23 protein-coding genes and 3 pseudogenes are annotated in these 23,020 nt (G+C 49.4%); 6 read left to right on the forward strand and 20 right to left on the reverse strand.

Translation table 11 applies throughout. The features are described from left to right. From IPL17_RS14095 to kdpF, 6 genes and pseudogenes are all read right to left on the reverse strand, one after another. Window positions 1-1,169, reverse strand: a pseudogene (locus IPL17_RS14095) (sensor histidine kinase KdpD); the annotation flags it as partial. Between the two features lie 120 nt (window positions 1,170-1,289). Beyond that, a complete protein-coding gene (locus tag IPL17_RS14100; RefSeq protein WP_345307718.1) occupies window positions 1,290-2,015 on the reverse strand; it encodes a DUF4118 domain-containing protein in 726 nt (241 codons plus the stop codon). A 38-nt stretch (window positions 2,016-2,053) separates the two neighbouring features. Next, complete coding sequence (gene kdpC / locus IPL17_RS14105) at window positions 2,054-2,617, reverse strand: potassium-transporting ATPase subunit KdpC (protein WP_345307719.1); 564 nt, start codon at window positions 2,615-2,617, stop codon at window positions 2,054-2,056. A 178-nt stretch (window positions 2,618-2,795) separates the two neighbouring features. Beyond that, window positions 2,796-4,898, reverse strand: coding sequence for a potassium-transporting ATPase subunit KdpB (gene kdpB, locus IPL17_RS14110; RefSeq protein WP_345307720.1), 2,103 nt, complete (start codon window positions 4,896-4,898; stop codon window positions 2,796-2,798). An 83-nt stretch (window positions 4,899-4,981) separates the two neighbouring features. Next, a complete protein-coding gene (gene kdpA / locus IPL17_RS14115) occupies window positions 4,982-6,706 on the reverse strand; it encodes a potassium-transporting ATPase subunit KdpA (protein WP_345307721.1) in 1,725 nt (574 codons plus the stop codon). After that, complete coding sequence (gene kdpF / locus IPL17_RS14120; protein ID WP_345297714.1) at window positions 6,703-6,795, reverse strand: K(+)-transporting ATPase subunit F; 93 nt, start codon at window positions 6,793-6,795, stop codon at window positions 6,703-6,705. Before kdpF ends, kdpA begins: the two co-directional genes overlap by 4 nt. Before the next feature lie 183 nt (window positions 6,796-6,978). Here kdpF and IPL17_RS14125 point away from each other — a divergent pair, with 183 nt between their 5' ends. Genes IPL17_RS14125 through IPL17_RS14135 form a run of 3 tightly spaced genes read left to right on the forward strand, consistent with a single transcriptional unit; the run spans window position 6,979 to window position 8,146 of the window. Continuing rightward, complete coding sequence (locus IPL17_RS14125; protein ID WP_345307722.1) at window positions 6,979-7,137, forward strand: hypothetical protein; 159 nt, start codon at window positions 6,979-6,981, stop codon at window positions 7,135-7,137. 50 nt (window positions 7,138-7,187) lie between these two features. Beyond that, complete coding sequence (locus IPL17_RS14130) at window positions 7,188-7,826, forward strand: sigma-70 family RNA polymerase sigma factor (protein WP_345307723.1); 639 nt, start codon at window positions 7,188-7,190, stop codon at window positions 7,824-7,826. Between the two features lie 32 nt (window positions 7,827-7,858). Beyond that, window positions 7,859-8,146, forward strand: a complete 288-nt coding sequence (locus tag IPL17_RS14135; protein WP_345307724.1) for a hypothetical protein — start codon at window positions 7,859-7,861, stop codon at window positions 8,144-8,146. Window positions 8,147-8,178: 32 nt separating this feature from the next. Here IPL17_RS14135 and IPL17_RS14140 read toward each other — a convergent pair whose 3' ends face one another. Further along, the gene (locus IPL17_RS14140; protein WP_345307725.1) at window positions 8,179-8,685 is read right to left on the reverse strand and encodes a DUF1684 domain-containing protein; all 507 of its coding nucleotides are present in this window, start codon (window positions 8,683-8,685) and stop codon (window positions 8,179-8,181) included. A 202-nt stretch (window positions 8,686-8,887) separates the two neighbouring features. Here IPL17_RS14140 and thpR point away from each other — a divergent pair, with 202 nt between their 5' ends. Beyond that, window positions 8,888-9,484 carry an RNA 2',3'-cyclic phosphodiesterase gene (gene thpR, locus IPL17_RS14145; RefSeq protein WP_345307726.1) on the forward strand — a complete coding sequence of 199 codons (597 nt, stop codon included), beginning with the start codon at window positions 8,888-8,890 and terminating at the stop codon, window positions 9,482-9,484. Between the two features lie 23 nt (window positions 9,485-9,507). Further along, window positions 9,508-9,825: a ribosome silencing factor gene (gene rsfS / locus IPL17_RS14150; protein ID WP_345307739.1), complete on the forward strand. Its 318-nt coding sequence runs from the start codon at window positions 9,508-9,510 to the stop codon at window positions 9,823-9,825. 111 nt (window positions 9,826-9,936) lie between these two features. Here the strand turns inward: rsfS and ndk are convergent, their stop codons facing one another. The 8 genes and pseudogenes from ndk to IPL17_RS14190 all read right to left on the reverse strand — a co-directional run bounded on the left by ndk (window position 9,937) and on the right by IPL17_RS14190 (window position 18,204). Continuing rightward, a complete protein-coding gene (ndk, locus tag IPL17_RS14155) occupies window positions 9,937-10,389 on the reverse strand; it encodes a nucleoside-diphosphate kinase (protein ID WP_345307727.1) in 453 nt (150 codons plus the stop codon). Window positions 10,390-10,465: 76 nt separating this feature from the next. Beyond that, the gene (locus tag IPL17_RS14160) at window positions 10,466-13,840 is read right to left on the reverse strand and encodes a tetratricopeptide repeat protein (RefSeq protein WP_345307728.1); all 3,375 of its coding nucleotides are present in this window, start codon (window positions 13,838-13,840) and stop codon (window positions 10,466-10,468) included. Window positions 13,841-13,943: 103 nt separating this feature from the next. Beyond that, a complete protein-coding gene (locus IPL17_RS14165; protein WP_345307729.1) occupies window positions 13,944-15,197 on the reverse strand; it encodes a thymidine phosphorylase in 1,254 nt (417 codons plus the stop codon). A 73-nt stretch (window positions 15,198-15,270) separates the two neighbouring features. Further along, window positions 15,271-16,305: a cysteinyl-tRNA synthetase gene (locus tag IPL17_RS14170; protein WP_345307730.1), complete on the reverse strand. Its 1,035-nt coding sequence runs from the start codon at window positions 16,303-16,305 to the stop codon at window positions 15,271-15,273. Between the two features lies 1 nt (window position 16,306). Beyond that, window positions 16,307-16,639: pseudogene (locus IPL17_RS14175) on the reverse strand (redoxin domain-containing protein); the annotation flags it as partial. Between the two features lie 30 nt (window positions 16,640-16,669). Then, a pseudogene (locus IPL17_RS14180) lies at window positions 16,670-16,765 on the reverse strand (alkyl hydroperoxide reductase); the annotation flags it as partial. A 54-nt stretch (window positions 16,766-16,819) separates the two neighbouring features. Continuing rightward, window positions 16,820-17,551 carry an alpha/beta hydrolase gene (locus IPL17_RS14185; protein WP_345307731.1) on the reverse strand — a complete coding sequence of 244 codons (732 nt, stop codon included), beginning with the start codon at window positions 17,549-17,551 and terminating at the stop codon, window positions 16,820-16,822. Then, on the reverse strand, window positions 17,548-18,204 hold the full coding sequence (locus IPL17_RS14190) for a uracil-DNA glycosylase (RefSeq protein WP_345307732.1): 657 nt from the start codon (window positions 18,202-18,204) through the stop codon (window positions 17,548-17,550). The genes IPL17_RS14185 and IPL17_RS14190 overlap by 4 nt, the downstream gene beginning before the upstream one ends. 176 nt (window positions 18,205-18,380) lie before the next feature. On the opposite strand from IPL17_RS14190, the gene IPL17_RS14195 reads away from it, so the two are divergent. Next, window positions 18,381-19,727, forward strand: a complete 1,347-nt coding sequence (locus tag IPL17_RS14195; RefSeq protein ID WP_345307733.1) for a transposase — start codon at window positions 18,381-18,383, stop codon at window positions 19,725-19,727. Here the strand turns inward: IPL17_RS14195 and IPL17_RS14200 are convergent. From IPL17_RS14200 to IPL17_RS14220, 5 genes are all read right to left on the reverse strand, one after another. Next, window positions 19,717-20,319, reverse strand: coding sequence for a HAMP domain-containing sensor histidine kinase (locus IPL17_RS14200; RefSeq protein WP_345307734.1), 603 nt, complete (start codon window positions 20,317-20,319; stop codon window positions 19,717-19,719). The genes IPL17_RS14195 and IPL17_RS14200 overlap by 11 nt on opposite strands. Then, on the reverse strand, window positions 20,270-21,064 hold the full coding sequence (locus IPL17_RS14205) for a HAMP domain-containing protein (protein WP_345307735.1): 795 nt from the start codon (window positions 21,062-21,064) through the stop codon (window positions 20,270-20,272). Before IPL17_RS14205 ends, IPL17_RS14200 begins: the two co-directional genes overlap by 50 nt. Window position 21,065: 1 nt before the next feature. Beyond that, complete coding sequence (locus IPL17_RS14210; protein WP_345307736.1) at window positions 21,066-21,731, reverse strand: response regulator transcription factor; 666 nt, start codon at window positions 21,729-21,731, stop codon at window positions 21,066-21,068. 52 nt (window positions 21,732-21,783) lie between these two features. Continuing rightward, on the reverse strand, window positions 21,784-22,548 hold the full coding sequence (locus IPL17_RS14215) for an FtsX-like permease family protein (RefSeq protein WP_345307737.1): 765 nt from the start codon (window positions 22,546-22,548) through the stop codon (window positions 21,784-21,786). Beyond that, window positions 22,473-23,020: ABC transporter permease (locus IPL17_RS14220; RefSeq protein WP_345307738.1), on the reverse strand; the 548-nt coding region annotated here is incomplete at its 5' end. The genes IPL17_RS14215 and IPL17_RS14220, both read right to left, overlap by 76 nt.

Consider the following 23,020-nt stretch of genomic DNA (forward strand, 5'->3'; position numbering starts at 1 on the left):
CACTCTCGCGGCAAAATGGATTTGCTTAATTCCGTTCGCGCGCTGATCACGTACACGTCAATATCGCCGCTGGCGTAAATGAGTTGGTCAACGATCGAGCCGTTCCATATTTCCTGCCAGCGCGGCTTGAGCGGCTTGCCCACGACAACCTTTGTAATATTGTTTTTGTGCGCAAAATCCAATACGGCTTCCTGAATGGAGCGGCCCGCGATCGTGAGACTCTTTGCGCCTAATTCTTCCGCCAATCGCAAAGTCTGCCCGATGCGCTCACGGTTGGCTGGTTTTGTTTCGGGCTTCGATGCGATCTCCACGTACACCGCATACCATTCCGCATTCAGTTCATCAGCCAGCCTGCGCGTGGTGCGGATCAATTTCTCAGCCAGCGGACTTGGGCTAATACAAACCAGCAGACGTTCACCCGCAGCCCACGGACCAGAGATGGAGCGCGTCTGCATGTAGGAGCGCATTTGATCATCCACGCGTTCGGCGGCGCGGCGCAGAGACATTTCACGCAAAGCAGTAAGATTCCCTTTGCGGAAAAATTTATCAATGGCGCGTGAAGCCTGCTCGGGAATGTAAACCTTCCCCTCTTTCAAGCGCGTCATCAATTCATCGGGCGGAAGGTCGATGACTTCGATCTCGGAGGCTTCATCCAGCACACGGTCGGGAACGGTCTCGCGCACGATGACGCCCGTCACCTGCGCCACGACATCATTTAAACTTTCCAAATGTTGGACGTTGAGCGTGGTATAAACATCGATCCCAGCGTCAAGAATTTCCTCCACATCCATATATCGTTTGGGGTGACGTGAGTTGGGGGCGTTGGTGTGCGCGAATTCATCAACCAATACAATTGCGGGATGACGTTTGATAACTTCATCCACATCCATTTCGGGCAGGGTCACGCCGCGATATTCCACCTGTTTGCGCGGCAGCACATCCAGCCCTTCCACCAACTCTTCGGTTTCAGCGCGTTTGTGGGTTTCCACATAACCGACCACAACATCAATTCCCTGCGTCTTGCGTTGATGTGCGGCTTCAAGCATGGCGTATGTTTTTCCCACGCCCGCAGCATAGCCGAGGAAGATTTTTAACTTTCCACGCTTCGCGGCTTGTTCCTCTGCCTGCGTGTGTTTAAGTAATTCATCGGGATCAGGACGTTGTTCCATTATTTTTATTGTATCTCACTTAAAAAGGGATTTGTACATTGTCTTGCATTTTCTTTGCTGAAAAGAAGTAAAGCCTCAAAGAAAAAAACTTTGAGGCTTCATATATTCAAACTTGATTTTTCAGGCTTTCGCTTGCATTTTTTCCACTTCAAAGGAGAGCGTCCGTTCAAATGCCTTTGAAGTTTCCGATACAAAATTCTGGAAGAGATTACTTTCTTCCTGCGGCAGATCTGCAAATTCACCGCGCCAGATCTGGATCTCACCGACCAATCCCCATGAGCTCAAAATTGGAAGGATACGGTCTGGGCGGCTTTCCATTGTCCTGGCTTGTGGTTCGCTTGCTGAAACACGCTCGGCTTGTTTGGATTGCTGGAAAGTCACGTACACCAATGACGCTTGAAAAAGCTGTCTAATATGCCGCGCTACGATGTGAGCGACAGCGTCCTGTGTGCGGGCATTTGCAAGTGCTGAACTTAATTCGTACATGAATGTCGCTTCGCGTGCTTTTGACAAACTGTCTTGAATGCGCCCAATGACCAGAATGGCTATCGCGAAGAATATAACCAGCACCAGCCAGCCTTCCAAACTGCCAATGACAAATGTGTAGAATGGCGGAATGAACAGGAAATCAAAGCACAAAGCAGCGGTTAGCGCGGCGCTCACTCCCGCGACCTGCCCCCACTTGTTTGCGCTCCATGCAATCGGCGCCAGATAAAGTAAACTGATCACAGCTTCGCCCAGCACATCCCTTCCGATCAACCACATGGGAATGGTCACGGCCACAGCACTCAGCATGCCTCTCACGCCATTGTAGAAAAATTTTTGTGTAAGTTTGATTTTTTTCATAATCATGCCTTCTCAAGACAGCAGACTGCTGTTCACTTTTATTTCAAATCGTCTAATGCAAGGTTGAGTTGCAAGACGTTGACTCGCGGTTCACCAAATATCCCAAATTGACGACCTTCGGTGTGCTGCTCCACAAGCGATTGGACATCCGCTTCACTCAACCCGCGAGCTGATGCCACACGATGGACTTGGTACAACGCTGCGGCGACGCTGATATGCGGGTCGAGTCCGCTGGCAGAGGCAGTCACCAGGTCAACGGGAATCGGAAGCGTGTTGTCAGGGTCAGCGGCTTGGAGCGCGTCAATGCGTGCCTGAACTGCTTCCAACAATGCTGGATTCATCGGCCCGTAATTCGAGCCAGAGGATAGGTCAGCGTTGTACCCGACGGCGGAGACGCGTCCCCAGAAATATTTGGGATCATCAAATTGCTGACCGATGAGTTCGGAGCCAGCAGCTTTCCCGTTGACGGTGATAATGCTTCCGTTGGATTGGCTGGGAAATAGCACTTGTGAAACTCCAGTCACCAAAAGAGGATAGATCACACCTGTAATAATGGTGAGCAGGGCAAAGATCGTAAGAGCGGGGCGAAGTTGATTTTTCATGAGCTAAATATTCCTGAACAGATGGCAATAAGCCAAAAGATATTGACGACAAAAAGCCACGGATGGATTTGAGTTGAGACATGAAATGTTCTTGGCAGGAATACTGCGGCATTCAAAACGGCAGTTGAAAATATGCCTGCCCATTTCAGTGAGTTCGATCTGAGGTTCATTCGGCCTCCTAGGAAAGTCCAAGTGCGACTAGAAGCATGTCGATCAACTTGATCCCGATGAACGGCACGAGCAAACCGCCGAGACCGTAGATCAAAAGATTGTCGCGCAGGAGTTGCGCCGCGCCAACGGCACGATACGGCACGCCGCGCAATGCCAGCGGGATCAACGCAATGATGATGAGCGCGTTGAAGATTACCGCCGATAAAATGGCGCTCTGCGGTGTGGCAAGCCGCATGATGTTGAGCGTATTCAAAATGGGATAGGTGCTCGCAAATGCCGCAGGGATGATCGCGAAATATTTACTGACATCGTTGGCAAGGCTGAACGTGGTCAATGCGCCGCGCGTCATGAGAAGCTGCTTTCCAATTTCTACGATCTCAATTAACTTGGTCGGGTTGCTGTCGAGGTCTACCATGTTGGCGGCTTCGCGTGCGGGTTGTGTACCTGTATTCATGGCAACGGCTACATCGGCTTGTGCGAGTGCGGGCGCGTCGTTCGTGCCGTCACCTGTCATCGCGACCAAGCGTCCGCCTGTTTGATATTCGCGGATCAATTTCAATTTTGTTTCAGGTGTGGCTTGCGCGAGGAAATCATCCACGCCTGCTTCGGCGGCGATGGCTGCGGCAGTCAGCGGATTGTCACCCGTGATCATCACGGTCTTGATTCCCATCTTGCGCAGTTGCGCAAAGCGTTCCTTCATGCCGCCTTTGACGATGTCCTTCAAATGGATCACGCCCAATGCCTGAGCGTTGCGCGTGACCACCAAAGGCGTGCCGCCTGTTCGGGCAATTGAATCAACTGTCAGCTTAAGATCAGAAGCGACTACATTTCCAGTGGACTGAATCAGCGCGGTCATCGTATCCGACGCGCCTTTGCGAATCGACGTTCCGTTATAGTCCACGCCGCTCATGCGGGTTTGCGCAGTGAAAGGAACAAACTGCATTCCATGCGGAGCCTTCTCGCTGGCGCCCATCGTTTGCCCGCGCAATCCAAATTTTTCTTTTGCAAGCACAACGATGGAACGGCCTTCGGGAGTTTCATCGGCAAGGGAAGCAAGCTGCGCGGCTTCTGCCAGATCTTTTGCATTGACGCCGTTGACAGGAATAAACTCCACAGCCTGACGATTGCCGAGCGTGATCGTGCCCGTCTTGTCGAGCAGCAGCACATCCACATCGCCAGCCGCTTCCACCGCGCGCCCCGACATGGCGATGACGTTGCGCTGGATCATGCGATCCATGCCCGCGATACCAATCGCAGAAAGCAAGCCGCCGATGGTGGTGGGGATGAGGCACACGAGCAGCGCGATCAAAACCGTGATGGTGATCGGCGTGCCCTGACCCGTCGCGTCCACGCTGTAAATTGAATACGGCAGCAGCGTGGCGCACACGATCAAAAAGATGATCGTAAAACCAGCCAGCAAAATATTGAGCGCGATCTCATTCGGCGTCTTCTGTCTCTTCGCGCCTTCGACCATGCTGATCATGCGGTCGAGGAATCCCTGCCCAGGGTCAGCACTCACGCGGATGATGAGCCAGTCCGAAAGGAGTCGCGTGCCGCCTGTGACAGCGGAACGATCACCGCCCGCCTCACGCACAACGGGAGCTGATTCGCCCGTAACGGCACTTTCATCCACTGACGCAATTCCCGCTTCGATCTCGCCATCCGCGGGAAGAATGTCGCCTGCTTCAACGAGATACAGATCATCTTTGCGAAGAGTTGTGGATGAAACGACTTCTGTTTTTGAAATTGCGCTTTGCACATCTGTTGCCGTGCCGCGTAATTTCTTCGCGGGCGTATCCTGCCGCGCCTTGCGGAGTGACTCGGCTTGCGCCTTGCCGCGTCCTTCGGCTATCGCTTCGGAGAAGTTTGCAAATAGGACAGTGAACCACAGCCACAATGCGATTGTCCCAATGAATCCAGTGGGAGCTTCGCCCTGACCGAACAAGGCTTGAATCCACAAGACGGTGGTCAATACGCTGCCAACTTCCACGACGAACATGACAGGGTTACGTACCATCAAGCGTGGATTGAGTTTGATAAAAGATTCCACAACAGCACGCTGATACATTTCGCGGCGATGTGAGGTTTGTTTTTTAGTTTGAATTGTCATTTCTATTTTCTTTTTAACCCAGGGTCACAAGGTACACAAAGGGAAATGCGAGTTTTCCTTTGTGACTTCTGGATACTTTGTAGTTATCTTTTACCAAAAACCATCAAATGTTCCACAATAGGCCCAAGCGCCAAGGCAGGCAGAAAACTCAGTGCCCCAACGATCACGATCACGCCGATCAGCCAGGCGATAAATAATGGCGTGTGCGTGGGAAGTGTCCCTGCACCTGCTGGGACTTTCTTCTTGCCTGCCAGTGAACCCGCGATTGCCAAGGCAGGGATTGCCAGCCAGTAGCGTGCGATCAACATGGCAAAGCCAAGGATCGTGTTGTAGAACGGCGTGTTCGCACCAAGACCTGCAAAAGCAGAGCCATTATTATTTCCAGCGGACGAGAACGCATACAACACTTCGCTGAACCCATGCGTGGACGGGTTGTAAATGGTTGCCCTGCCTGCTTCGCTCATGAGCGCAACGGCGGTTCCAGTCAACACCACGAAGACGGGGATCAGGATCATGATGGAAGCCATCTTCATTTCGTAGGCTTCGATCTTCTTGCCCAAATATTCAGGCGTGCGCCCAACCATCAAGCCAGATACGAAGACTGCGATGATGACAAAAGCCAACATGCCATATAAGCCTGAGCCAACGCCGCCATAAATAATCTCACCCAATTGCATGAGCCACATCGTGACAAGTCCGCCGAGCGGCATGTATGAATCATGCATGGAGTTGACCGAACCATTCGAGGCGGCGGTTGTGGCAGTTGCCCAAAGTGCAGAATTCACAATCCCAAAACGGACTTCCTTGCCTTCCATGTTGCCGCCTGGGTTGATATTCGTTTGAGTTTGGTCAATGCCCATTGCGGCGAACGCGGGGTTGCCGCCTTGTTCCGACCAGACCGCCACACTGAGCAGCGCAACAAAGATGATGGTCATGACGATCAATAAAGTCCAGCCCTGGCGCGTATCCCCGACCATTTTGCCGAAGGTGTAGCACAACGCGGCTGGGATGATCAAAATGGCGAGCATTTCAAGAAAATTCGAGAACGGTGTCGGGTTCTCAAATGGATGAGCCGAATTGACGTTGAAGAATCCACCGCCGTTGGTGCCAAGTTGTTTGATCGCAATTTGCGAGGCGGCAGGCCCAAGCGGAAGGTTTTGTTCTGCCGAAGTCTGTAAACCATTGACCGTCTTATATTCACTGAAAGTTTGCACCACGCCCTGCGAGACGAGTGCCAATGCAAGAACGATGGACAAAGGCAAGAGGATATATAAAGTGGAGCGGGTCAAGTCCACCCAAAAGTTTCCGATTGATTTTGTTGTGTGTCTGGTAATGCCGCGAATGAACGCCACCAATACAGCCATCCCTGCCGCCGCAGAGACAAAATTTTGCACGCTCAAGCCGAGCATTTGCGTGAGATAACTCATCGTCACCTCGCCGCCGTATCCCTGCCAGTTGGTGTTGGACGCAAAACTGACCGCCGTATTCCACGAAGAATCAGCCGACACGGCTCCAAGTCCCTGCGGGTTTAATGGCAGAATATGTTGTAATCTCTGCAAGGCATAGACAAAGAGTAAGCCAAGCACATTGAAGGCCAACATGGCAATGGCATACACTTTCCAGTCCATTTCTTCTTTGGGGTCAATGCCAGAGATACGATAAATGAATCTTTCAATTGGCCCCAACACACGGTCAAGGAAAGTACGTTCGCCCTGATAAACTTTTGCCATGAACGAGCCAAGCGGTTTTGCCAATGCCAGCAGAACCACCATAAATAAAACGATTTGAATCAAGCTGTATATATTCATCCAAACCACTCCGGTTTTACAAGGGCGAGTACCAGATAAACAAACAGACCCAGGGTGATTAGCCCGGTGACAAGATATAAAATATTCATGACTTATTCTCCATTAGCTGCTCACAGACTTTGACAAGTCCCAGCGTGAGGGCGAAGAAGAGGATGGTCAAGCCGATAAAAAGCAGATCATTCATAATGTGCCTCCATTTCGACTTTAGTGTATGCATTTGTTCATCAATTCGGAGGCAAGAAGAATGAGCGGGGCGTCAAGAAAGCGTCAAGATGATTAATAAATACTCTGGAAAATTTCCCAATTTGAGCCAGAATCCCACAGAGCAACCCCAGCTTGTGGAACAGGATCAACTGGCGGCGGGATTTGATGCGGGGTTTTCCTCGACCACCAGCAAAGTATGGAATCGGAACTATCAAAAAGTCTCATAATTTTATTAGAAATTGAATTCCAGCACTTTTTGCTCTTATAATCAGAAATCATGACAACACGCACGAACGAAGCCTGGCTAAACGACCTCCGCTCAACTGGAACACCTTATGAAGACGCGCTGAACGATCTGCGTGCCATCATTCAAAAGGGGCTGCCATACGCACTGACACGCTGGCTCTCTTCAGACGATCCGCTTTTCCAGCCCCTCGTCGATGAAGTTACACAAGAAACTCTGTTGCGTGTGCTCGACCAACTGGGCACATTTGAAGGCCGCAGTCTCTTTACTACATGGGTACATAAAATTGCGATCCGCATTGCGTTGACTGAACTCCGCCGAAAACGCTGGCGGGACTCATCTCTCGATGAGTTGACCGAAAATGAAGATGCCCCCCCACCCCCCGGCCTGCTCGCTGATTCTCAGACATCCCCAGAAACTTCAGCAGAACGCTCAGATATGCTCGTGCGTGTGCGCCGCATACTGGAAGATGAGCTTACGCCCAAACAGCGTGAAGCCCTTGTTCTTCTGGGCTTGCAGGATATGCCCATGGAAGAAGCAGCTAAACGCATGAAGACCAATCGCAATGCCTTATACAAACTCCTGCACGATGCCCGTCTAAGATTGAAACGACGACTCGCCCTAGAAGATCTTAATCCGCAAGATTTATTGATGGCCTTCGAGCAAAAGTAAGATTAATATTTGATTAATCGTCAATCATACGTATGAATATAAAAAGTCTTCTCCAACGTATCCAACACACCTTCAAACCGCAGGAAGAACTGCAGGATGAAGCCGTTCTCAAGTTTTTACATATCCTTGAAAACGCCCGCGCTGAGGAAATGTCCTGCGGCGACTTATATGCTCATTTGGATGAGTTCGTGGAAAGGGAAGTCCAGTCAAAGGACGCCGAGAAGATCGCCCCGCTCATTCGCGAACATTTGGATATTTGCTCAGAATGCTGTGAAGAATATGAAGCACTTCTAAATGTGATCGAACACACCACTGAATAATAAAAATGACGGGAAATCCCGTCATTTTTTTGTTATTTGTGGAATAACTTCTCTCCTGCTCGTATTGCCACCTTCAGGCGATTCTCCGACGGCGTGATCGGACAGGACCACATCTCGTTATAAGCGCAATATGGATTGTAGGCGATGTTAAAATCCACAAGAAAATGGCCACCCACCAAAGGCTCAGGTTCAAGATAACGCCCGGCGGGATAGGTTTCACTGCCTGCCAATGAATCAACGAAGGGCAGGAAATAGCCATGCTGGTTTTGGTAAATGGTCAACTCCGCTTCAGTACCATCCACATCAAAACGGAATCTTCCAAATTTCTTATAGTGCTGAACATCACCTGTCGAAGTCTGCATCTCAAAGGAATCCTTGACCGGGAATTCATCCACCTTGACTTCCAAACGTAAAGATGCCTCTTCAGGAAAATAATTCAATCCTGTAAAACCCTGTTTTTGCTCGCGTGTCAAAGGGCTTTGTGGATGGCTTGCATAAAATTCGTTCTTCTCCGAACGAAACGCTTCTAATTCTGTCATGGTTCCTCCAATATTTTGTGATTAGACTGTCAGTGTAATTAGTTTCTTACAGAACAATAACTGTCAAGTCCGCCCTTGCCAATTCATCTGGTTTATGCTATTTTTAGTGCCATTGAGCTTGCATTCACTGGTATCGCGATCAGGCTGCTAAATTTGAATATATCCGTGGAACAAGGTATAACAAAAGGTGTAAACGGATCGTATGGGTCTTCTACGCGCATTTATTGCCATTGAATTTCCCCCGCATCTTCGAAATGCAATTGAAAAGGAAACTGCCGGCCTGCGCCGCGCTTTGGGAGAGGATATCATCCGCTGGATCCCCGCCCAAAATATGCATTTGACCTTAAAATTCATTGGAGATATTGCCGGTTCTCATGTGGAATTTCTGAAACAGCTGCTCATGCGCGAAGCCGCTTTGCATATGCAGTTTGATCTTCAGCTTGGCGGCCTTGGCGCATATCCGAACTCGCGCAAGCCCCGCGTTCTATGGATTGGAGTTCATGCCCCGGCAGATCTGGCAATCCTCCAAAAAAAACTCGAAACAGGCGTTACCCGGCTTGGTTATGAACAGGCAGATCAGCCTTTCTCACCGCATCTTACCATCGGGCGTGTTCGGCAGAACATCAATCCGTTGGATCTGCCAAAGATTCGTGCGGCAATGGATAATATTCAACTTGGCAATATTGGCATTGCCAGAATAGACTCGATCCATCTTATTAAAAGTGACTTACAACCAAGCGGCTCCATCTATACAAGGTTATTTTCCGCTCCACTATCAAAATCAAGAGGTGAAATCTGAACGCACTCGAACTTGCTCGTGAAATCGTAAACTCCCTGGAAGACAAAAAAGGGGAAGATATAGTTCTAATCGATTTGAAAGATATTGTCTCATTCACAGACTATTTTATTATTTGTACCGGCACAAGCGACCGTATGTTGGACGCCCTCGCCAAAGCCACCGTTGAAGACATCCGCAGCAAATACAAGAAAAAGGGAAAACAACAAGGTTTCTCACGCGATGGCTGGGTGATCGTGGATTTTGGGGATGTGGTCGTACATCTCTTCTCAACCGATCAACGCGACTTTTACAATCTCGAAGAATTATGGGAAGATGGAAAGGTATTATTGAGAGTACAGTAGGATTGCAGTACAGTAGACAGGTAAACACCTAGACAACTTGCATGCAAACAAAACATCCCGCGCGTATCGCCCGGGATGTTTTTATTTACCTTTACTTAATTACTTGCCTACCTATTTCTCGAACACCCACGCATCCACAGCCCGATTCCAATCAACCAATTCTTCGGCTTTGAACCAGAGTCCTACTTCACGCACACCAGTCTCCGGCTTATCTGAAGCATGAATAAGGTTACGGCCTACTTCAAGAGCATAATCATGGCGAATTGTGCCAGGCGCGGCTTCAACAGGCTTGGTGGAACCGACCGTCTGACGAACAGCAGCAACAGCATTGGGACCTTCCCAAACCATCGCCATAACAGGCGCGGACGTAATATAAGAAATGAGACCAGCATAAAATGGTTTCCCAACATGTTCAGCATAATGTGTCTCAGCCAATGATTGACCAACCTGAATAAACTTCGCACCTACCAGTCGAAGTCCGCGGCGTTCAAAGCGTGCAATCACCTCACCGATCAACCCACGTTGCACACCATCGGGTTTTACAAGTACAAGCGTTCTTTCCACAGAAATTCCTCCAAATAATATAAGTATGATACTCACCAGTGCAATGGTCCTGTCTCTCGCACTGGGAAGATATTTATTAGCGTATTAGTTCTTCAGCCTTGTTATAAGCCTCGAGCGCTTCCTTCAAGCGATTAGAGCGCATGTACGCATCACCTAAAGTTTGCCAGATACCAACTTCGACCGGATAACGATATAGAGACTCGCTCAGATCACGAATGGCTTCTTCGAGATTCTTGCCTTTTTTAATGAGCTTCCCGTAATGATCCAATGCAGCCGGGATATCACCTCGGTCCAACTCATCCTTGGCTTGATTCAACACCTCTGTAATGTTCTGCCCTTCAGGCTGGATCTGCCGCGCAGACAAACCAGATTTCTTTTTGGCTGGGGCAAGTTTTGAAACCGGCAATTCAGGCTCGGGGAGTTCAGCGTCAAGTTGAACAGGGATGACAGGTTGTAAAGAAATAGTCTCAACACTCTGATGGGTCTCTTCAACAGCCATTTCCTGCACAGGCACCGAAACAGGTTGAGACGTTTCCACTTCCACAGGGTGCCAATCAGAAGGAGAGGTGGGTTGGAGCGGCTGCGGTTTCTCATCTGCTTCCCATTGCTCGCGATGCATCCATGGGGGGAGATCATCATCTTCTTCCAATCCTTCAACCTGCGCAGACTCCTCTTCAACGCCTTGCAGCCAACCGGGCAGATCGGCTGTCAGGCTGACAGGGGCAGGTTCTTCGGCAGGCACAGAAGCGGGAATTTGTGATTCCTGTTCGACGGATTTCTTCCACGCATCCTCTTCCAAATCCGCCTGATCCGTTGCGTCGACGCCGCTTAACCAATCAGGCAGGTCAGAATTCGCAGCTACAGGCTCTTCAGTGAAACTGGAAGCGGGAGATGCCGCGGCCAAAATCGATCCTGGAGTTGGCATCGCTTCAAATGGAAGTCCAGGTTCATCATCCAAACCGCTCAACCAGCTTGAAAGATCCTGATCATTCAAGCTATTTTCACTTAAGCTGCTCTTTACTGAGGATTCCTCTTCAGCATCGCTTAACCATTTTGGAAGATCAGAATCTTGCGAAGTAACTTCCTCTTTCTCGGCAAAGTCGAATCGATTGTCCGTACTGACTGATTGCTGCCCATCCTTTAACCATTCAGGAATTTCTGCATTCTGAATATTTAGTTCTTCGGGTTGCCCAGATTTGGGCTTCAAGTCCTTCACCCAATCTGGGATATCAGTTGCTTCGCTGGCAAGCGGGGTAATGAACTCATCCTTCTTTTCAGGATCATCAAGATTACGCAGCCAGATGCCTGTTTCATCGTTTGCAGGTACAGCGGATGCGCTTGCAAAATCAGCGAGGAATTGTTCGCCGGTCTTCTGCTTATCTTCTTCTGTGTTGGCAGAAGATTCGACTTCTCCGATAGCCTGAGCTTGCTGTACCCATTCGGGCGGTGTATCACTGCGTTTATTCGGGTCAGTGACCATCTCTTCAGGCTTGGCCCCGTGCTTGGCGGCGAGTGCTTCAAGCCAGGCCACTGCGTCATCCTGTTCCTGGGCAGAAGTCCCCAGGTTTTGTGCTGATGGCTGGTCAGTTGTTTGTTGATTAATATTCTGCGCTTGTTGAACCCATTCGGGCGCTGTATCACTACGTTTGTTCGGGTCAGTGACCATCTCTTCAGGCTTGGCCCCGTGCTTGGCCGCCAGTGCTTCAAGCCAGGCCACCGCATCATCCTGTTCCTGAACAGTTGAACCGAGCGTCTCAACACTTGGCGGCGTGGATGTTACCGGTTGAATTGGCTGCAAGTCATCAAGCCCATCCAACCAATCAGGAAGGTCACTCACCTGGCTTGGCACTGACTCTGAAGACGGCGTACTAAACAAATCTGAGATAGTAGTGGATTGTGTGGGTAGCTGCTCAGAAGTTTGCGGACTATCCGGACCGCTTAACCACTCAGGGAGTTCAGCAGCCGATATTTCTGACGGGATTTCAGAGGGTTTATCAATATCGTTCAGCCAATCCGGCGCAACAGCTGATTGGGATGGCGCAGGTTCGGGGATTTTCACATCATCAAGAGCATCCAGCCAATCTGGAATTTCACTGGATTGAGTTGATATATTTTCAGGCGTTTTTGAATCGCCAAGGCCGCTTAACCAATCAGGCACTTCACCAGATTGCACCAAGGCCGCTTCATCTGCCGGCAGATTTAGCCAATCTGGAGCATCTTTTACCGGCGCAGATTGTGCTTGAGCAGGTTCAGAAACTGAAAGTGGCTCACCGTCACCAAGCTCTGATAACCAATCAGGAGTATCTATGGATTGTTCGGAACCAAATTGAGAGTCCGCAGCTTGCTGCTCGCCAGCTGGAGCTTGTTCCTTGAGCCAGTCCGGAAGGTCTGCCGGTACAAGATCGTCACTGCCGGTAGGTTCCGAATCGAATATTGACGTGGGCTGTTCGGGCGTTTTTGATTCTTCCCATCCCGCAGCACGTAGAAAATCAGGAATATCCTCGTTTTGCGGCGTAATTGATTCAAATTCAAGCGGAGCCTGGATTTGAGAGGGTGTCTCTGACTTTAACCAATCCGGTTGATCATCGACATTAACAGACGCCAGCCCGACCGCTGTAGAAGCCGCGAGCCCAATCCCCAAAGAAGCACTCCATTCCTGCCCCATCGGCACATCATCGCCTGTATATTCAAGATGCTCCAAATTGACAGCGGCATCCGGGACTTCATTTATTTTAAATACAGAGCTTTTTGCAAGCGCGGCATATGGATCCAATTCAATGACCCGCGCACGATACACCTGTGTGCTCTCTGCGTCAACGGCGGATGGCAGGAGTTCAACCATTATTCGATTCGCATCGAAGCAAAATGGATACTGCTTTAATAGGCGTGAACAAATATCCGAGGCATCCGCTTTTTGATTACTAAGAAAATAAGACCGCGCAAGCAAGACCTGCATATCACTGCGAGTTGGATCTTCAGCAAGCACAGTGTGAATCTCAGCAATGGCTTGGGAATGCAATTCACCCTGCACATACATATGCGCCAACGCGCCGCGCGTCATTCGTATCTTGGGCGGCTCCATTCCATCGCGACGGCCATAAAGTCTTTGTAATTCACTTTGAATGGCGGCATTGGAAGGTTGAGACTCAAATGCGCGTTCCATATGCCAAATGGCATCATCGGATTTGTTCTGCTCATCGCGGATGATGCTCATCCCCACATGCGCCACAAAATCTTCAGGAACAGCCATCAGCACACGGCTAAAAATATCCACGGCTTCGTTATAACGTTTCGCTTCAAGATACGCCTTGCCAAGCAAACGATAGGTCTCCAAATGTTTTGGGAAGGTTCTTAAGATATGATGGCAGTGCGCAACAGCCTCATCTGTATTTCCCTGATCAATGAGGCTTTCAATTTCACGATTGTAAATTCTTAACGAGACTTTTGCCATTGCATTTTTCCTGAAGTGAAATTTGTCTGATTCTTAAAAAATTTCGCAATCCTAAATACTATTTTACTCGTAAAATATTGGTAATGGAGATACAAATTCATCACTAAAACCATATGCAGAGAACAGCCTCGCGCGCAGCCTTCAATTTTGTTTCATCGTTCGAGTGAATTTCAAATAACGGTCCCCCCGCTTCAACCCCATCCCCTACTTTCTTATGGATGATAAAACCGACTGCGCGATCAATGGGATCACCTTTTTTAGCGCGACCTGCCCCGAGCGTCACAGCCGCCTCCCCCACGATCCTGGCATGGACTTGTGAAACGAATCCGCTTCGAGGTGCATTTACTACCTCCCAATATTTTGCGCGTTCAAATCGGTTGACATCATCCACGTAAGCGACATCACCGCCTTGCGCTTGCACCAGCACGCGGAATTTCTCGAGCGCGCTCCCATCAGTTATACATTTCTCAGCCAGAACCCGTCCTTCGTTCAAATCCTTTGCACGCCCGCCAACCACCAGAACATGCGCGGTAACATGCAAACAATGTTCAAGATAATCTACGGGGGCATTGCCTCGCAATAGATCAATGGCTTCGATCATTTCCAGCGAATTCCCAACCGCATTCCCCAAAGGCTGATTCATATCAGAAAGGAGGGCGACAGTTTTCCGTCCCGCCAAATGACCGATATCAACCATCAAACTGGCAAGTTTGCGCGCTTCATCAAGAGTTTCCATGAACGCACCAAGGCCAACTTTTACATCCAGGACAATTGCGGTTGCCCCGGCAGCGATCTTCTTGCACATAATGGAAGATGCAATCAAGGGAATCGAGGGCACGGTGCCAGTCACATCACGGAGCGCGTACATTTTGCCATCGGCAGGTGCAAGGTCCAAAGATTGACCGGTAAGCACGATGCCTTTTTCTTTTAATTGCTGTTTGAACTCATCGGTAGTCAAGTTTACGCGATACCCGGGGATGGATTCCAATTTATCGATCGTGCCGCCACTAAAGCCAAGTCCGCGCCCGGACATTTTGCCAACGGGCAAGCCGCATGCCGCCACCATCGGCATGACCGAGATGCTGGTCTTGTCACCCACTCCGCCTGAGGAGTGTTTATCAACCACGACATCCACAATTTTTGAGAGGTCGAGCACCTGCCCGGATTGTGCCATTGCCAGCGTAAGGTCTTTCGTCTCACGGGAAGTCATGCCGTTCAGCAAAACGGTCATTGCAAAGGCAGAAGCTTGATAATCGGGAATATCGCCATTGGTAAATCCCCTTATAAAGAATTCGATCTCCTGCGAAGTCAATTCCTTTTTATCGCGTTTCTTGATGATGATGTCTACCGCGCGCATGTATTTCTCCTTGTGTGTTGCACAAGATAATTTTATCGCATAAATGAAAAGGTCACGCTTGACGCGTGACCTGCTATCTGGTCAATTTCTGGCCTTCTTTGCCATCCTGTACAATCCAGCCCAATGCGGCGATCTCTTCCCGCAGGCGGTCTGATTCTGCGAAATCCTTTCGGGAGCGGGCATCTTTCCGCTGTTCGAGCAATTTCAAGGCTTCGTCAGGAGGCGCTTCCTGGTCGTTTGTCTTCGAAGCATTCAGCACCATTTCCCATACTTCGGAACGAATCCCCTTCCCAACTGGGTCAAACAAATTGAAATTTCCCAATTCATTTAATGAAAATTTTGCGCCCGCAGGATAGATCTCCATACTGGAACTCTTGACCACCGACACAGAACTGACACCATGCACATCACAAGTCCCTTTCTCAAAATCCATGATGATGCCTGAATGTTCATCCAGCCCAATAAGGATATTGTCACGAGGTAATAATTTGACCCATTGATCAAAGCGCTCTATGCCAACAAAACAACGGCTGGTATCGAGGTCGGTACCGCCTTCGGCATTATTCCAATGCGGAACAAAGGACAGGTCCATTCCAAAGTCTGAAAAGAAATTCAAACCTTGCTTCGTGTGAACGTCTTCGCCCACTTTGTAGATCTCATAAACTGGCAGTACCCATGCCCCAACCGAGATCGTTGCAGCGGATGAAAATATCAACGTAGCACCTAATCTGTGCCGCGCGCGGATAATATCCCAGGCCAGTGAGCCACGCAATTGGCGCGCCAAATAGGTTGGGCTACCTGGTCCCATAAAGATGATGTTGGCTTGTAATAATGGTTTCAATATTTCAATATTATTGGGGCTAAATTCCGTCCCCTGTTTGCGGGCGGGGATCAGGTCTATCGTGGGTTTGTAATTCTGAAGGCGTGTCTTAAGGAAATCCCCCACCCGAGCGGCTACGATCGAGGCGTTTAGCTCAAAGCCAGCGGGTGTTTCCAGTACAGAGACATGCAAAGGTCCAGAAATGAGACGGGCTAATGCTTCAAAAATACGACCTCCCGCGAGGGAAGTCTCTCCTGATCCAAGAAATGCGATTCGTCCAACAGTCATGCTAATTGGATGCCGCGTTGAGATTGTCTATTACTTCAAGGAAGCTTTCATTATCTGGGATATCGGACATGGAAGAACCAAAGTGAACATAGCGCATGTGTCCGTTGATATCAAGGACTGTATTCATTGGCATGCGTCCTAATTTAAATAAATTCACTTCCTGACGATATAGTTTGGCTACTTTATGGTCAGGGTCGGGCAAACCGACAAAGGGAAGATTTTCCTTTGTCCAATAACGTTGAAAAGATTGCATATCGTCAGGGCCAACCGCGAGGATCTCTGCTCCGCGCTGCGTGAATTCCGCATAGGAGTCTCTCATACGCGCCAACTGCGCGCGACAATGAGGTCACATAAAACCGCGCAGGAAAGCGAGGACAACGGGTTTGCTTCCAATAAAACTGGAGAGTCGAACTAGATTTCCATTTATATCTATAAGCTCAAATTCGGGAGCAAGTTGGCCGGGGGGCATGATGTTTGCAATAGTCATATATTGATTATACTTTGTACTAAATTTTTATTTCACAAAAGAATCCAGAAAAGAAACAACTGCAGCGACAACCTGTGCCTGCTGCTCGGCGCGCGAGATCTCCGCCTCATTATCCCCTGGCTGTGGGCCGTAATCGCCAAACTGCGCGTGATTTCCGCCGTCAATGACAACATAGTTTGCGTTTGATACGAGGAAAGGTTTCGTTTCATCGAATTTCGCCATGCCTGCCATGTCTTTGGTTCCATAAATCGAGAGCATTTTCAAATTGCTGTTCTTGAGCGAATCGTCAGCAGGATAGGATGCCCAGAAGATGACCCCTCCTATTTCTGGATGATCTTTCGCAAATAAAGCGGAAGCTACACCGCCGAGGGAATGTCCGCCAATTACCCAATGTGCAATCTCAGGATGTTTTTCAAAAACAGGCTGAGCCGCGTTGATATCAAAAAATGCCAGGTTCAAGCGTACAGGAACCAATACGACTAAATAACCCTGCTCCGCGATCGCCCGCAGAGGCGCAGCATAAGAGCGATAATCCACACGTCCGCCGGGATAAAAGATGAAACCCGTTTCTGGTTGCAGACTGGCAGGTTTGAAAGTTATAAATTTTTCCACAGTTACGGTCACCTGCGAATCCGATTCGAGAGCGGCCAATGCTTCGGGGGCCGGCCCGAGCGGAGTCTCAGCCCAAAAGACGAATCCCAACCCCATGACGAACACAACAACCAAAAGTCCAAGAGCGATGCGCTTCATTATTTTCATAAAAGTGATTTTACCTTTTCCCAGATTTTGTCGAACATTTCAATGGTCAGTTTTCCAGTCAACGTATTTTGCTGGCTGGGATGATACGAACACACGATCCAAAAATTTTGCATTTGATAAGACGAGCCGTGAGTGAATTTATATACTGAATTGCGCGCTCCATAAATTTTCAAGATTCTTTCGAAGGCAATCCGTCCCAAACACACGATCACTTTTGGGCGAAAAATTTTCAACTCCGCTTCAAGATATGGCTGGCAATTATTTAATTCCTGCGGACTCGGTTTATTATCTGGCGGAGCGCAGCGGCCTGACGCGGTGATATACATATCTTTAAGAATGAGACCATCGCTTCGAGACTCCGCCTCAGCCTGATTCGCGAACCCAGCCCGGTGCAAGGCCGGGAAAAGGAATCCGCCTGAAGCATCGCCTGTGAATTGTCGTCCCGTGCGGTTGGAGCCGTGCGCGCCGGGAGCAAGCCCCACCACCAGCACGTGCGCCTGCGGGTCTCCAAATCCGGGGACTGGTTTACCCCAATAATCCGCATCCTTGTAGGCTTTGCGTTTAACACGCGCAACTTCCTCGCGCCATTCCACCAGGCGCGGACATTTACGGCAGGAAATGATTTGTTGTGTGAGTTGTTCAAGATCTGACATGATGTCATTGTATACCAGAAACCCAATCACACCATGCCATAGACTTCCGCACCAAACTCACGCGAACGAATAAAAATCAGCCCTTCAATCAATACCTTCGCCAAAAATGAAGTAACAAAGCAGGGCTAATCGAGTAAAGTTGAAGTCTACCAAACCCAACTTACAGCGAGAAGCCCATGGCAGAGATTTTAGCACTTTTACAAAACATTGCACCTCTTTTAGAAAAAACGACTTTTCGCCAGATGAGCCAGGCGATTTACGGAATGTTGGTTGCCAGCGGACGGATCACGATGCTGGGATTATCGCGTTGGACAGAGAAGGGTGGCAGCTACCGAACCATCCAGCGTTTTTATCATAGTGTCATTCCGTGGAATGCCATCCAGTGGATGTTTTTTCGGAAGCGTTTCTTGCATCTGGAAGATGAATACATCATAGCCGGAGATGAAGTGGTAGTGAGTAAAGCAGGTAAAAAGACGTATGGATTGGATCATTTTTTCTCGGGCATCCAACAACGGGTAATCGCGAGCCTGTCATTTTTTACATTTTCTCTTGTGAATGTTCGAGAAGAGCGATCCTATCCGATGCAGGCAGTTCAAGTAGTGAAAAGTCCGGAAGAAAAGGCAGCCAGCAAAGCCAAAGCAGAAGCTAGGAAAGCGGCAGAAAAGAAAAAACGTGGACGCCCAAAGGGCAGCAAAAACAAGATCAAGAAAGAAGAAGTGGTACTCAATGCTGAGTTGTTGCGGATCCAAAAAGCGCTGAAAAGCCTCTTGGAAACGATTGGGACGAGCATCAATCTAAAGTATGTGGTATTGGATGGTCATTTTGGTAATTACCCGAGCGCTTTCATGGTCGAACAGGTGAATTTGCATTTGATCTCAAAAATGCGTTCCGATGTAGCACTTTATCCAGCTTTTGAAGGACAATACCCAGGAGCAGGACGTCCGGCTAAGTATGGCGAGAAGATCAAGATCCGCCAGCTCGACACAAAATACCTGAAGGAGACCTCGACTGAAGATCAGGTACGAACCGAGATATATCAGGGTCAGTTCCACAACAAAGAGTTCGCTTTTATCTTGAATGTAGTCGTTATCCTAAAAACCAATCTAAAGACAAACGCCCAGGCGCATGTTGTTTTGTTCAGCACCGACTTGGAGGCTGCCTATGACAAGATCATCAAGTTTTACAGTTTGCGATTCCAGATCGAGTTTAATTTTCGCGACGCCAAGCAATATTGGGGCTTGGAGGATTTCATGAACATTAAAGAGACCGCGGTTACCAACGCTGCCAATCTTTCGTTTTTTATGGTCAATCTCAGTTTTGCACTGTTACAGCCATTTCGAGAAAAACAACCTGAGTACAGCATCCTGGATTTGAAGTCTCACTATCGTGGCTGTCGGTATGCCTTCGAGACAATTAAAATGCTTCGGGAAAAACCTGACGCTATTTTATTGGCTGACATTTTCCAACAAATCGCCCGCTTGGGCGCTATTCACTCGGTTTTTCAACCCGCCGCTACTCCTTAAGTGGCGAAGGTATTGTCAATAATATTTTTATTTGAAGCCCGCCTTCAGGCAAATTCCGTGCTTCTATTGTGCCGCCCTGGGCTTCGACAAGCTGCTTGGTGATCGCAAGCCCCAAGCCAGTGCCGCCGCTCGAACGCGTGCGGGATTTCTCTTTGCGCCAGAAGCGGTCAAAGAGAAACGGCAGGTCTTCATTTGGGACGCCAGCGCCATTATCATTAACAGAAAGACAAACCGAGTCAGATGCCCATTCCAAAGTAAGCCAGATATTGCTGCCTTCGGGAGTATAGCGCAAAGCATTTCCAATTAAATTACCGATGACCTGTTCTGTGCGCTGCGCATCGAGTTCCATTGTGAAATCACCGCTCCCCTGTTCGAGAGATAGTGAAATATTTTTTTCGCGGGCTTCAGCGGAGAACATTTCGATCGAATGCTCGATCAGCTGGGCAAGGTCAACTGGTCTTTTCTCAAAATGCAGTTGGCGGGTCTCGGCGAGAGTCAGCAGGCGCAGATCATCCACGAGGCGTTCGAGCAGGTAAGTTTGTTCAAGGGCAAGTGAGACTTGTCCGCCATCGGCAGGATAGATTCCATCCACTATGCCCTCCAGGTCGCCCGCGGATGACAGAGAGCGGCGTCCGTAATTCGTGGGCGATATCAGCGAGCATGTCACGACGTTCACGGTCATTACGTTCAAGGGAAGACGCCATCTCGTTGAAACTCTCGGAAAGACTGCGCATGTCCTGCGGACCTTCGCTGGAAATGCGGGTGGTGAGTTTGCCGTTTGTGACTTCGCGCGCGGCGTAGATCACATCTGCCAGCGGGTTGACAAAGCGGCGGACCAACAAAGCAGCGACAACAATCAGGAAAAAAGCCAGAAGAAACGAGATCGCGCCGACAGGCAGGATGATCGCACGCGCAAAGTTGATGCGGGTTGTGAGTGAAAGAGACGTGATCACAAGCCAGCCTATCCTTTCTCCATTTGCCTCCAAGGTTAATGCAAGATCTTTGGATCGAATCTTGTAGATGGAACCAACTTTTGAAACAGAAACAGGATCACGGTCAAGAACGACACGCTGGTTTTGATCCAATAAAACTGCACTGAGGGAATTTAATTCATCGATGGAATCAAATACAGGAGCAATGCCATCCCAGCTGCCGCGTCCCATGTAATATCCCTGCAGTGTGCTTGTGAAAGGCGGTGAAATGGGTGAATTTTGTGACGCAAAAAAGAAGATCATTATAAAAAGGAAGAAAAACAAGGATATAAATAAAACAAACACAAAGGCGCGGACAAGCAGGCTTAATAAACGATTGCGGATCTCGCGGACGGATGAATACATGTCAGCCTTCAAATTTATAACCAACACCATGCACGGTGACGATCAACACGGCTGGTTCCAGTTTACGGCGCAGGTTGCGGATATGAGAGTCAATGGCGCGCTCGAGGCTTTCAAAGGTAACGCCATGTGTGGCTGTGAGTAACTGAGCGCGTGAAAAAATTCGGCCAGGCTGGCTCATAAGCGTGGCGAGGATTTCAAACTCGGTGGAAGTAAGCGGAACAGTTTTATCTGACAGATGTACCTCATAATGAGCGCGGTCCAATTCCACATTACCCGCGCGGATGGTATCACTATCGGACGGACTGGCGACACGACGCAGAACAACGCGAATGCGCGCCACCAATTCACGCGGGCTGAATGGTTTGGAAATGTAATCATCCGCGCCCAACTCAAGCCCGATGAGTTTATCGGTCTCGTCAACGCGGGCCGTGAGCATAATAATGGGCACATTGCTTTCGCGGCGGATCTCGCGGCAAACATCCAGACCGTCCATTTCAGGCAGCATCAGGTCAAGCACGATCAGGTCAGGTTTTTCGCGGCGCGAAAGCGACACTACCTGCAAGCCGTCACTGGCTGCGACCGTTTCATAGCCTGCCGCCTTAAGATAGTCACGGCAGATCTCCACGATCTGGGGTTCATCATCTACGATGAGGATTTTTTTTGGCATGGGTTTATTATATCTTCTTGATGATGGACGACAGACCGCCACGGTCTACCGTCTACTCGTATCTCAAGGCCACCATCGGATGCAGGCTCGCGGCGCGCAGAGCGGGGTAAATACCAAAGAATATTCCAATTGCAAGCGCAAAGAAAAATGCCAGCAAAATTGAGTCCATCGTGATCACGGAATTAATCAAACCTGTCACACTAAACGCGAGCGCGATGCCAATACCAAGCAGAATCCCTACCAGCCCGCCAAGAAGACTAAGCGTAACCGTCTCGATCAGGAATTGTGTGAGGATCTGATTCTTCGTCGCGCCGACGGCTTGCGCCTGACCGATCTCCTTGGTGCGTTCTGTAACGGAAACCAGCATAATGTTCATGATACCGATACCGCCCACAAGCAGAGAGATCCCAGCGATGGCGCCAAGGAAAATCGTAAGAGTCTGAGTGACAGTGTTCAGCGTCTCGAGTGTATCTGACTGACTCATCACATTGAAATCAACTTCCTCGGTGGGCTTCAACTCATGGGCGCGGCGCAGAATGTACTCCGCCTGCGCGGAAACGGCATCCATATTATCGGAAGAGGCGACAGAAACCAGAATGCTGTTGACGGTCTTTTTGCCATTATGGTTTGCCGTGTCGCCGAAGAGTTTGGCGTAGCCGGTTTCCAGCGGAACATAGATAATGTCATCGGGCGACCCGATCGAGGACCCCTCTGATTCCAACAAGCCCACCACTTCAAATTTCACCCCGTTGATGGAAACAGTCTGCCCGATGGGAGAAAGAGTGAACAGGTCACCCGCCACCGTGGAACCAAGCACCGCCACCCGCGATAAGGATTTACTGTCGCCGTCGGTGACGAAGTTCCATCCATGACTGTGAATGAGCGTGCCTGGGCGTGATCTTCCATCACACCCGAGATCGGTGAAGTAAAACTCTCATCACCAAATTTCACCGTGTAACTGGATTGATACAAAGGCACAATGGATGTGATCTCGCCTGTCAATGTACGTTCGAGCAATTCATAATCGGAGTAATACAGATAACTCGCCGTCTGGGATTGTCCCATGCCGGGCATCGCGGTCTGCTGCCGGCCGGGAGAAATGGTCAGCAGGTTCGAGCCTCCGCTCTGGATCGAGTCCGTGATGCTGGCAGTTGCGCCATTACCGATCGAAAGCAAAGCCACGACCGTAGCCACGCCAATCACAATCCCCAGGATCGTCAAAACGGACCGCATTTTGTTTGCGCGCAGAGCGCGTAGTGCAATTTCGAAATTTTCTGAAAATAACATGT

It is taken from the genome of Candidatus Villigracilis saccharophilus (genome assembly GCF_016711665.1).